This is a genomic window from Vibrio sp. Vf1514 (genome assembly GCF_052076135.1).
Classification (GTDB): Bacteria; Pseudomonadota; Gammaproteobacteria; order Enterobacterales; family Vibrionaceae; genus Vibrio; species Vibrio furnissii.
The window spans coordinates 2276033-2288595 of the sequence record NZ_CP197267.1 but is presented as its reverse complement, the minus strand read 5'-3'; the positions used below and the strand labels follow the sequence as shown (position 1 = coordinate 2288595).

At 51.0% G+C, this 12563-nt stretch carries 8 protein-coding genes; 6 read left to right on the top strand and 2 right to left on the bottom strand.

The annotated features are described in order from the left end of the window. The first annotated feature begins 19 nt into the window (after positions 1-19). The 4 genes from sucA to sucD all read left to right on the top strand — a co-directional run bounded on the left by sucA (position 20) and on the right by sucD (position 6273). Positions 20-2830, top strand: coding sequence for a 2-oxoglutarate dehydrogenase E1 component (gene sucA, locus ACS18Q_RS10505; protein ID WP_004724574.1), 2811 nt, complete (start codon positions 20-22; stop codon positions 2828-2830). Between the two features lie 28 nt (positions 2831-2858). Then, positions 2859-4067: a 2-oxoglutarate dehydrogenase complex dihydrolipoyllysine-residue succinyltransferase gene (gene odhB / locus ACS18Q_RS10500; RefSeq protein ID WP_004724573.1), complete on the top strand. Its 1209-nt coding sequence runs from the start codon at positions 2859-2861 to the stop codon at positions 4065-4067. A 167-nt stretch (positions 4068-4234) separates the two neighbouring features. Next, a complete protein-coding gene (gene sucC / locus ACS18Q_RS10495) occupies positions 4235-5401 on the top strand; it encodes an ADP-forming succinate--CoA ligase subunit beta (RefSeq protein ID WP_004724570.1) in 1167 nt (388 codons plus the stop codon). After that, on the top strand, positions 5401-6273 hold the full coding sequence (sucD, locus tag ACS18Q_RS10490; protein WP_004724569.1) for a succinate--CoA ligase subunit alpha: 873 nt from the start codon (positions 5401-5403) through the stop codon (positions 6271-6273). The genes sucC and sucD overlap by 1 nt, the downstream gene beginning before the upstream one ends. 69 nt (positions 6274-6342) lie before the next feature. On the opposite strand, the gene znuB is transcribed toward sucD, so the two are convergent. Together znuB and znuC are read right to left on the bottom strand one after the other, a co-directional pair. Then, positions 6343-7125, bottom strand: a complete 783-nt coding sequence (znuB, locus tag ACS18Q_RS10485) for a zinc ABC transporter permease subunit ZnuB (RefSeq protein WP_004724566.1) — start codon at positions 7123-7125, stop codon at positions 6343-6345. After that, positions 7118-7906 carry a zinc ABC transporter ATP-binding protein ZnuC gene (gene znuC / locus ACS18Q_RS10480; protein WP_004724564.1) on the bottom strand — a complete coding sequence of 263 codons (789 nt, stop codon included), beginning with the start codon at positions 7904-7906 and terminating at the stop codon, positions 7118-7120. Before znuC ends, znuB begins: the two co-directional genes overlap by 8 nt. Positions 7907-7988: 82 nt before the next feature. Here znuC and znuA point away from each other — a divergent pair, with 82 nt between their 5' ends. Further along, entirely contained in the window at positions 7989-8888 is a 900-nt protein-coding gene (znuA, locus tag ACS18Q_RS10475) for a zinc ABC transporter substrate-binding protein ZnuA (protein WP_143678719.1), read from the top strand. A gap of 185 nt (positions 8889-9073) precedes the next feature. Continuing rightward, entirely contained in the window at positions 9074-12427 is a 3354-nt protein-coding gene (locus ACS18Q_RS10470; protein ID WP_441257065.1) for an AraC family transcriptional regulator, read from the top strand. Positions 12428-12563 lie beyond the last annotated feature (136 nt).

The following is a 12563-nucleotide window of genomic DNA, read 5'->3' as shown; positions in this document are numbered from 1 at the left end:
TACTGGTTAAGGGAAAATAATGCACAACGGCGTGATGAAGGCATGGCTCGAGTCTTCACACTTGGCTGGCGCCAATGCAAATTATGTAGAAGATCTCTACGAACTGTATCTAAGTGATCCCGATCTGGTAAGTGAGGAGTGGAAACGTGTTTTTGAAGGGCTGCCTGCGCAACCTGACAATGTGGTTGAACAACCGCACTCACGTGTCCGTGACTACTTCCGACGACTCGCTCAAGAGACTAAGCATTACAATGTCCAAGTTAGTGATCCTGAAGTCGATGCTAAACAAGTAAAAGTATTGCAGCTGATCAACGCGTACCGCTTCCGCGGTCACGAAGCTGCGCAATTGGACCCTCTAGGTTTGTGGAAACGCCCGACCGTGGCGGAATTGGACCCTTCATTCCACAATCTCACCGAAGATGACATGGAAGAGACTTTCAACGTTGGTTCGTTTGCCATTGGCACCGAAACCATGAAGTTGAAAGACATCTATCAATCCCTCAATAACATCTATTGTGGATCGATCGGTGCAGAGTACATGCACATGACCGACACCGAGCAAAAGCGTTGGATTCAACAACGTCTGGAGCCCGTGGTAGGCCAGCCATCCTTTACCCTAGATGAAAAACGCACTTTCCTCGAAGAACTGACTGCAGCAGAAGGTCTGGAACGCTATCTCGGCGCGAAATTCCCTGGTGCAAAACGCTTCTCACTGGAAGGTGGCGACGCCATGATTCCAATGACCAAAGAGCTGATTCGCCATGCCGGTAAAACGGGCATGCGTGAAGTCGTTATCGGTATGGCTCACCGTGGTCGTCTGAACATGCTGGTCAACGTTCTCGGCAAGAAACCACAAGATCTGTTTGACGAATTTGCCGGCAAACACGATGAAACGTGGGGCACGGGGGACGTGAAATATCACCAAGGTTTCTCTGCTGACTTCGCAACCCCGGGTGGTGATGTGCATTTAGCACTGGCATTCAACCCATCTCACCTGGAAATCGTGAACCCGGTTGTCATGGGCTCGGTTCGTGCTCGTCAAGATCGCTTGGGCGATGAAGAGGGAAGCAAAGTCCTGCCAATTACCATTCACGGTGACTCAGCCGTTGCCGGTCAAGGTGTGGTTGCGGAAACCTTCAACATGTCGCTGGCGCGTGGTTACTGTGTTGGTGGTACGGTGCGTATTGTGGTCAACAACCAAGTTGGCTTTACGACATCAAACCCACGTGACACACGTTCAACCATGTACTGTACCGACATTGCGAAGATGGTTCAGGCGCCGATTTTCCACGTCAACTCTGATGATCCAGAAGCGGTTGCGTTTGTGACGCGTCTGGCACTGGATTACCGCAATGAGTTCAAACGCGATGTGGTGATTGATCTGGTGTGTTACCGCCGTCATGGTCACAACGAAGCGGATGAGCCGAATGCGACTCAGCCGTTGATGTATCAGAAAATTAAAAAGCATCCAACCCCGCGTAAGTTGTATGCCGATGTGCTGATTGATCGCAACGAAAGTGATATTGAAACTGCAACGCAGTTGGTGAACGAATATCGTGACGCACTGGATCGCGGCGAAGTCGTGGTGAAAGAGTGGCGTCCAATGGCGATGCACTCTGTGGATTGGTCACCTTATTTGGGCCATGACTGGAATGAAGAGTGGCAGAGCCAATACCCAATTGAGCGTCTGAAAGAACTGGGCCAGCGTTTGTGCCAGTACCCTGAAAGTCACAAACTGCAAAGCCGTGTAGAGAAAATCTACAACGACCGTATTGCGATGATTTCAGGTGAGAAGCTGCTTGACTGGGGGATGGCGGAGACGTTGGCTTATGCAACGTTGGTTGACGACAGTCAGCGCATTCGTATCTCGGGTCAGGATTCTGGCCGAGGCACCTTCTTCCACCGTCACTCGGTCCTGCACAACCAGAGCGATGCGAGCACTTACATCCCGCTGAGCAACATTCATGACAACCAAGGTCCATTCGAAGTGATAGACTCGGTGTTGTCTGAAGAAGCGGTTCTGGCGTTTGAATACGGCTACGCAACAGCGGAGCCAGGTGGTCTGACAATTTGGGAAGCTCAGTTTGGTGATTTCGCCAACGGCGCTCAAGTGGTCATTGACCAGTTCATCTCTTCTGGTGAGCAAAAATGGGCACGTTTGTGTGGTCTGACAATGCTGTTACCTCACGGTTACGAAGGTCAAGGCCCTGAACACTCATCGGCACGTCTCGAACGTTACCTGCAGCTTTGCGCAGAGCAAAACATGCAAGTGATTGTGCCATCGACCCCAGCGCAGGTGTATCACATGCTGCGTCGTCAGGTGGTTCGTAAGATGCGTCGCCCAATGATCGTAATGTCTCCGAAATCACTGCTTCGTCACCCGTTGTGTGTGTCGACTTTGGAAGATTTGGCCGAAGGTACCTTCCAGCCAGCGATTCCTGAAGTGGATAACCTCGATCCGGCGAAAGTGAAACGTGTTGTGTTCTGTTCAGGCAAGGTTTACTACGACCTGCTGGAACAGCGTCGCAGCAATGAACAAGATGACGTTGCGATTGTCCGCGTCGAGCAGCTGTATCCATTCCCGATGGATGAAGTCCAAGCTGCGATTGCACAATACACGAACGCTGTTGACTACGTTTGGTGTCAAGAAGAGCCTCAAAACCAAGGCGCTTGGTACTGTAGCCAGCACAACTTCCGTGCCGCTATCCCAGCGGGTGCAGAACTGAAATATGCGGGCCGCCCGGCTTCTGCTTCACCAGCAGTCGGTTATATGTCGGTACACTTGAAACAACAGAAAGCGTTGGTTGAAGACGCTCTGACCCTAGCTTAAGAACTAGAACTAAAAGGAAGACACAGATATGACAGTTGAAATTCTGGTTCCAGATTTACCTGAATCAGTAGCAGACGCAACCGTAGCGACATGGCATAAACAACCAGGTGACGTTGTTGCACGTGACGAAGTAATCGTTGAAATCGAAACCGACAAAGTGGTGTTGGAAGTACCAGCACCAGAAGAAGGTGTGTTGGAAGCGATTCTGGAAGAAGAAGGCGCCACTGTACTGTCGAAACAGTTGCTGGCGCGTCTGAAACCGGGTGCGGTTGCGGGTGAACCAACAACCGATACCACGAGTGCGACTGCATCTTCTCCAGACAAACGCCACAAAGCGACGTTGACTGAAGAAACAAACGACGCGCTCAGCCCAGCCGTTCGCCGCTTACTGGCAGAGCATAATCTGCAAGCGGAACAAGTGAAAGGCACGGGTGTTGGTGGCCGTATTACGCGTGAAGACATCGAAGCGTACCTCGCTGCGGATAAATCAGCGCCAGCGGCAGCACAAGACGTTGCTGCACCAGCACCGATTGCAGCTCGCAGCGAAAAACGCGTCCCGATGACTCGCCTGCGTAAGCGTGTGGCAGAGCGTCTGCTGGAAGCGAAAAACAGCACAGCAATGCTGACAACGTTTAACGAAGTCAACATGAAGCCAATCATGGATCTGCGTAAGCAGTACCAAGATGTGTTTGAGAAGAAACACGGCATCCGCCTTGGCTTTATGTCGTTCTACGTGAAAGCGGTGACGGAAGCGCTGAAACGTTATCCAGAAGTGAACGCTTCCATCGATGGCAGCGACATCGTGTACCACAACTTCTTTGATATCAGCATCGCGGTGTCTACACCACGCGGTCTGGTGACACCCGTCCTGAAAGATTCCGATACGCTGGGCATGGCTCAGATCGAAAAAGGCATCAAGGATCTGGCGATCAAAGGTCGTGACGGTAAGCTGACAGTTGAAGAGCTGACTGGTGGTAACTTCACTATCACGAATGGTGGTGTGTTTGGCTCGCTGATGTCGACGCCAATCATCAACCCACCACAAGCAGCGATTCTTGGCATGCACAAGATTCAGGACCGCGCAATGGTTGTTGATGGCAAGATTGAAATCCTGCCAATGATGTACCTTGCTCTGTCTTACGACCACCGTTTGATTGATGGTCGTGAGTCAGTTGGCTTCCTGGTGACAGTGAAAGAACTGCTTGAAGATCCAACACGTCTACTGCTAGACGTGTAATCGCAAAGGTGCTTAGTGGACTAAGCGCCTGTGCGGCGGGCCGGATTCGCTCAACATTCGGCCCGATTTAAGCCAATTGGCTGCTCGCTCAAGAGTAACCCTACAGACGTAAAGCTCAGCCATTCAATGGGCTCTATGGAATAAAAATATACAAACGGAATAAAACAATGAATTTGCATGAATACCAAGCCAAACAGCTGTTTGCAGAATTCGGTTTGCCTGTACCAGAAGGCTACGCATGTGATACGCCACAAGAAGCGTTCGAAGCAGCTGGTCGCATCAGCACCGCGAAGAAAGTTGTCAAATGTCAGGTTCACGCTGGTGGCCGCGGTAAAGCGGGCGGTGTAGAACTGCACGACACCAAAGAAGGCGTCAAAGAATTCGCACAAAAGTGGCTGGGTAAAAACCTAGTAACTTACCAAACGGATGCAAATGGTCAGCCAGTGACAAAAATCTTGGTTGAAGAAGCATCAAATATCGCTAACGAACTGTACCTAGGTGCGGTTGTTGACCGTGCAACACGTCGTATCGTTTTCATGGCATCCACTGAAGGTGGCGTGGAAATTGAGAAAGTGGCGGAAGAAACACCAGAACTGATTCACAAAGCAGCAATCGATCCATTGGTGGGCCCTCAGGCATACCAAGGCCGTGAGCTGGCATTCAAACTGGGCCTGCAAGGTGACCAGATCAAACAGTTCGTGAAAATTTTTATGGGTCTGGGCCAAATGTTTGCTCAATACGACCTGGCTCTGCTAGAAATCAACCCGCTGGTTGTGACTGGCGAAGGCAACTTGTTGTGCCTAGACGGCAAAATCAACATCGACTCAAACGCGTTGTACCGTCAGCCTAAACTGCGCGAAATGCACGATCCTTCGCAAGAAGATGCGCGTGAAGCACACGCAGCTCAGTGGGAACTGAACTACGTTGCACTCGATGGCAACGTGGGTTGTATGGTCAATGGTGCGGGTCTGGCGATGGGTACGATGGACATCGTGAACCTACACGGTGGCAAACCCGCAAACTTCCTCGATGTTGGTGGCGGCGCAACAAAAGAGCGCGTTGCAGAAGCATTCAAGATCATCCTGTCTGATGACAATGTGAAAGCGGTATTGGTTAACATCTTCGGTGGGATTGTACGTTGTGACATGATCGCAGAAGGTATCATCGGCGCAGTGAAAGAAGTCGGTGTCACGGTACCTGTTGTTGTTCGTCTTGAAGGTACTAACGCTGACCTCGGTCGCGACGTACTGGCTAAGTCAGGTTTGGATATCATTGCAGCTGAGTCGCTCACTGACGCAGCTCAGAAAGTTGTTGCTGCTGCGGAGGGCAAATAATGTCTGTACTAATTAACAAAGACACCAAAGTAATCTGTCAAGGTTTCACCGGTGGTCAAGGCACATTCCACTCTGAGCAAGCGATCGCTTACGGTACGCAAATGGTCGGTGGTGTTTCTCCAGGTAAAGGCGGTCAAACGCATCTTGGCCTACCTGTATTCAATACCGTGCGTGAAGCAGTAGAAGCGACTGGTGCAACAGCCACAGTTATCTACGTTCCAGCACCTTTCTGTAAAGACGCCATTCTGGAAGCGATCGATGCGGGCATTCAACTGATCGTGACGATCACTGAAGGCATCCCAACGACAGACATGATCGATGTGAAAGTGAAGCTGGAAGAAACTGGCGTTCGCATGATCGGTCCGAACTGCCCAGGTGTGATTACGCCTGATGAATGTAAGATTGGTATCATGCCGGGTCACATTCACAAGAAAGGGAAAGTAGGTATCGTGTCTCGCTCAGGTACGCTGACGTACGAAGCGGTGAAACAGACCACCGACGAAGGTTTCGGCCAATCAACGTGTGTTGGTATTGGTGGTGACCCAATCCCAGGTTCAAACTTCATTGATATCCTAAAACTGTTCCAAGAAGACCCTGAGACAGAAGCGATCGTGATGATCGGTGAAATCGGTGGTACAGCGGAAGAAGAAGCGGCAGCGTTCATCAAAGCGAACGTGACCAAGCCAGTGGTGTCTTACATTGCGGGTGTTACGGCGCCTCCAGGTAAACGCATGGGCCACGCGGGCGCAATCATTTCGGGCGGTAAAGGTACTGCTGACGAGAAATTTGCGGCGTTGGAGTCAGCGGGCGTGAAAACTGTGAAAAGCTTGGCGGAGATCGGTTCTGCACTCCGTGAAGTGACAGGCTGGTAAGCGCAGCGAATGAGTAAAAACCCGGGCAAGCCCGGGTTTTTTTATGGCGTTCAATCTGCGCTGATTTGGCTAAGCACGTTTCACAAAATGACTGAGCATAAACAGGGCTGTCGCGCTGACCACCACCGATGGGCCTGCTGGGGTGTCGAACTGCCAAGACAGCGACAGGCCAGATAACACACAAACCATGCCAATGCTGGATGCAAACAGCGCCATTTGTTCCGGTGTTCTGGCTAAGCGGCGCGCCGTCGCTGCGGGGATGATCATCAATGATGTCATGATGAGTGCACCCACGAACTTCATACCCACGGCAATGACCAAACCGATCAACAGCATCAAAATTAAACGCATTAAATCCGTATTGATGCCTTCGACTTGTGCCAGTTCTTCATTGACGCTGGTTGAAAGGAGCGGCCGCCAGAACAGGTACACAGCGATCCCGACTGCAATCACGCCACTCCAGATAAACACCAAATCGCTTGGGCTCACCGCCAGCAAGTCACCAAACAGATAGCTCATCAGGTCGATACGCACATTGTCGAGGAAACTCACCGCAATCAGGCCGAGAGATAACGAGCTGTGGGCCAGAATACCCAGCAGCGTGTCGGTTGCCACCAGTTGTTGGCGCTGCATGGTGACTAAGATCACCGCTAATCCCAAGCAGCACACCAGCAAGGCGAAATAAAGGTTAATGTCGAGCAAAAAGCCGAGAGCCAAGCCCAAAAGTGATGCGTGCGCCAAAGTGTCGCCGAAGTAGGCCATACGACGCCAAACGACAAATGACCCCAATGGGCCTGCAATCAAAGCGATGCCGATGCCGGCCAGCACCGAGGGTAGTAAAAACTCAATCATGTTGATGGTGACCATGTGAATGATGGGAACATTGTTGCGCGTCGCCGGTAACCGGTTGACCCGCGAGATCGTGATGATGGTGATCGTGCTGGTGGTGATAAAACGCCAGCGTTTCACGGCTGCGATGGCCAAACAGGGCGATGTAACTTGGGTGTTGCGTAATGTCCGCCGGAGCGCCAGAACAGCAAATGTGATGATGCAAACAGATCACTTCATCGGTTTTCGCCATCACCAAGTGCAGGTCATGAGAGACCATAAAGACCGCGCAACCAAAACGCAGACGAATGGTGTCGATCAAATCGTAGAGATCAATTTGCCCTTGTACGTCGACACCTTGCGCCGGCTCATCTAGCACCAGCAGGTCAGGGCGTTGCAATAATGCGCGAGCGATGAGAATGCGTTGATTTTCGCCGCCGGAGAGTTTGTGCATGTCAAAATCAAGCAGATGCTCGGCTCCCACCAGACGTAGCGCGTCATTGAGCTCTTGCTTGCTGTATTTGCCCGCCAACTGCAAGAAACGTTTCACGGTCAGCGGTAGGGTATCGTTGAGTTTCAGCTTCTGCGGCACATAGCCAATTTTGAGATTTTTGGCGCGTTTGATGGTCCCCGTGTTTTGAGTGTGTAAACCCAGTAAAACGCGAACCAGTGTCGATTTACCCGCTCCATTTGGGCCAATCAGCGTTGTGATCTTGCCTCGAACAATCGACAAGCTGACATTATCCAAGACTCGGCGCTGGTCGAACTCAACGCAGATGTCATGCAATTCAATAAGCGGTGACATGAAAGGAACTCATTTGCAATTTAGTAATGTTATAATGTAACATTTCGGAACGATGAACGCTACAGCTTGAGAAAATTCCATCATGTTATCCAGATTTGCCCTTATGACAGCCCTCGTCACAGCGTCTTGCTCGGCGTGGGCGAATGATATTCTAACCAGTATAAAACCGATTCAGATGATTACCCATGAGTTAACCGCTGGGGTATCGGAGCCTGATGTACTCTTGTCTGCGAATGCTTCGCCGCACGATTATGCGCTTCGTCCATCAGATGTAAAGCGTATTCATCAGGCGTCACTGGTGATCTGGTTTGGTCCAGACTTAGAACCGTTTTTGGAAAAAGTCTTAAGCAGCCACAAAAATGTCCTGACTTTGAGCGCAGTCCCGGAGCTTCAATTGCGAGCTTACAGTGCCGAAGAGTTGGAGCACGGACATGACGATGGTCATCACCACCATGGGACGCATGACCCGCATTTCTGGTTGGGGATTGAGCAAGCCAAACAAGTGGCGGTGGCGATTGCTGCCCGTTTAAGTGAAAACGACGCGCAACATGCACAGGTGTACGCTGCTAACCTGCAACGTTTCCTTGCGCAGGCTGATGAGACTGATGCCGCGATCCGCGCTCAACTGGCGGATGTGACGTCTGCGCCGTACTATGTCTTCCATGATGCGTATGCGTATTTTGAGCAGCGCTACGGGCTGAACAATCTTGGTCACTTTACGGTCAGCCCAGATCGCAAACCGGGCGCAAAAACCTTGATCGCAATTCGTCGCTCTCTCGCGCAAAATCAAGCGAAATGCGTGTTTTCTGAACCGCAGTTCCAGCCTGCAGTGATTGAAACCGTGGTGCGTGGCAGCCAGGCGCACATTGGCATTTTGGACCCGTTGGGCACTGATGTTGCGGTCAAAGCCGGCAGTTACTTTGCCTTTTTGCATCAACTGAGCGACAGCTACCATCAATGTTTGTCACAGTCAGTCGACTGATCGATGTTCTACGGCTTGGGTTCCTGTGATCTAAGCTAAAAAACCAAGTTTTAATTGCGACCAAGCGACAACCAAGCTACACAAGCGGCGCTGAATAGATAGAATACTCTATAATTAGCGCCGCAAAATAACCCATCCATGATAAGGCGTCAGGCATTTCTTTTTTTGTTGCTAAAGGAACCGCTTTGTCCCGACTCTTTTTGATCCTCAGTCTCGTCTTAGGATTGCTTTCTTCAACCGCCAATGCACTGGATAAAAGCCCATCCGTGTTTTACCCCTTGCCTACCCAAGCGCAGGGGAAAGTATTTATTGCTCAGCACCTGTATCTGGGGGATGAAGGCGGCATTTGGATTCACGATGTGCACGGTCGCGTGGTGTTTTTTGATGGGCAAAATGTGCTGCCGCGTCGAGGATCGCTGCTTGACAGTGATGTTCAGCAACTGGCGTATGCACAGAACGCATTTTGGACCTTCATCGATAACGAATTGTATCGTACGATTCCGCCGGGCGAACCGGAGTTGGTGTTCAGTCTCACGCCGGGAACCGTGATTGAGAAGATTGGCGCTTCTGCTGGTTATATCTGGCTGACCGACGAGACACACTTTTACACCTACCATATCGCGAGCGGTGATTTTCAAACCTATTCATTGATGACGCTCTACCAGCTCAATCAAGCCAGCAAAGTCGTTGTCAATGACGCCAAGATGGTGCACACCAAATGGGTACTGGCGACGAACGCTGGGGTGTATCTGTCTGAGGGGCAAGAGTTCACCCATGTGCAACGTTCGGGCAAAGATTACGTTGAAACCTTATTAATGTCGCGACAACGGGATCAATTGGTGGTGGGAACCCTGCATGGCGCGCTGTTAATTGATATCAATCAGCCAGAGCAAGAGCCGCAACACGTCGGCAATGCGCCCGTGTTGTCGATGGTTGAAACAGAGAACGAATATTGGATTGGAACGGACAGTGGGTTGCTGGTGTATTCGGTCGATACCGGCACCACGGTGAAATTGGAAGGCAGTAATCCAGAGCATTACGGCTTGTCTCATGGAAAAATCTACGCCCTGATCAATGACCAACAAGGTGGTATTTGGATCGCGACCGACAAAGGGATTCGGTATTTTTCTCGGTTTAGCCAAAAATTTACGCGTGTGTTGATGGACGATCTGAACGCGTTCACACCGCGAGCCTCTGTGGCACATCTGTTTTCCGTCAATCAAGGTCGCCAGTATTTAATGAGCCGCAATGACGGCTTATATCTGATTCATTTTTTTAAAGGCTTTCGTAAGCAGCGTATTTTTGATGCTGTTGTCCATGACGTGGTGCAACGAGGTGATGTGCTGTGGTTGGCGACCAATCGCGGCTTGTTGACGTATCGTCTTCATCAACATCAAGGTCCTCAACCCCTCAAAGATGACGTACTGCGACAGCCGGTACAGCATCTCGAAATCGATGCGGAAGGGAAAATTTGGGGGACCAGCCGAAATCGTTTGTGGTCATTGAATCCTGATACGCACGAGGTGACGGATTACGGGAGCGGCTGGATGTCGTTGGCGACGCCATCATCCAAAGTCACGACATTGAAAATGACGACCCATTCAGGATTATTGATTGGGACTGACCACGGGATCTATGGCTTGCGGAATCATCAAATTCGCTACGACAAAGAGAGTGCACGCTTTGGTGCCAGTATTGATATTGCAGAAAATGCCGCTGGTCAATTGTGGTTTGTGAGCAGCTATGGCGTGTTCAAACGCCAAGATTTTCTCCCGGAGTCGGTGATTGAACCGGTCACACTCATAGAAGACAACATTCGCTTAAAATGCCTGTTGAACACGCAACAAGGCATGTGGCTCGGGTCGTCACGCGGCATGACGCTGTATAACACCGATGGCCAAATTTTGAATCACTTTGGTTCGCCTCACGGCTTAATCAATGATGAGCTGCGTACTGGCATCTGCGCCGTTGGGGAGTCGGCGCAAGGTGAATCGCTGTTGTTTGCGTCCACCATGGGGCTGGTCAAAGTCTCTTCACCCGCGTTGGCGCAAGCAACTTTGCCGCCATCGCCAATTATCTTTAGTCAAATCAGTGTGGATTATACGCCAGTGCTCGTCGGCAGCCGCAGTCAACGATTACGCCTGGCGTACGGTAGCCCGGCGAGTTTTCAATTTGGCACCTTGCCTGAAGCGCGCGGCCAACAATTGGAATTTCGTCTCAATCAAGAACAATGGCAACCGCTTGAAGGCGCGCAACTGACGCTCAATCATTTGATGCCGGGCGAGTATGTGTTGACGGTTCGCAGCATCAGTCCCCAAGCGTTTCAGCAGGTCAGCAACCAAGTGACTTTCACGGTGCTCAAACCGTGGTACCTCTCAAATTTGGCGGTGACGCTTTATGCTTTGGCCTTTATCGCGACGGTGCTCTTGGTGAGCTGGTGGCGTTCGCGCATGGTGTCGGCGATGAACCGTGAGCTTAAAGAGCAAGTGGTGCTGAAAACCAACCAAATGCGCCACCAAAGCAAAGCGGTGTTGAGTAACAACCAACAGTTGCGTAAGCAGATTCAAGTGCGCCATTTGTGGCTAGATAAACTGCTGAGCGGTATGCGGCCTTCGTTGGTGAAGCTGGCGCAACAGGCACGTTACGAGCAAATTGATGAGGTGCGACAAACGGCAGAGTCACTACTGACGGAATTTGAGCAGTTCCAAGCGCTTGATGGCAATGGCGAGGCACAGGTGACTCAACACGACATTATTGATGTGATTGACACCGTGATCGCGGGGTGGAGCGCCGAATTTTCGGCAGCGGGTATCAAGATCGAGCGTCAGTGTTTGGAACGACTTCCGGAAGCTGAGCTCAAGCACTGGGGCATTGACGTGGTGTTCAATGCATTGCTCGCCCAAGCGCTTAAACGGATGTATCGCAATCAACGTCTGACAATTCAATGCAGCTTGCGTGACGAGCGCATCGTGATGACGTGGATTGATTGCGGTGAGTCCTGTGAAGATTTGCCATTATTGCTGGTGACTTCCGGCGATAATCACAGCACTTTACTCAGTCAACTGGTGGAATTGTCGGGGGGCGATATCGCGGTCTATACGTCATCGGAACGGAATCTGGTGGAGCTGTCGTGGCCGCAAGTGAGTCAAGACTCGATGGCACAGGACGCGGACTGGAGGACAAGGCTCGCGGTGTCGTCAGATGACGAAGAACGCGCGTGGCTCAATAAAGTCGAACACTTGGTGCGTGAGCACTACTCTGACGCGGAATTTAGCACGTCAGAAGCTGCGAAGTTGCTGTTTGTGTCTGAACGCAGCCTGCAACGCCGATTTAAAACCGCCACACATAAAACCTTCAAAGAATACCTCACCGAATACCGACTGGAAAAAGCTTGTCAGGTGTTACTGGAGGGCCAGAAAGTCGCGCAAGTTGCATTTTGCTGCGGTTTCAATGACCCGTCTTATTTTAGTCAACGTTTTAAGCACCACTTTGGTGTCTCGCCGACTCAGTTCATCGAAGACAAAGAATTGATGGACTAACGATGACGCGCGGCATGCTTGTCGCGCGTTTCTTTTTGACACCATTCAATTCATCGACTGACCGCGTCGTGACCGCGGTCGACGTTCATCCTCGTGCATGACCCTGATAAATAAATCGCGGCGTGGTGCATTGAGC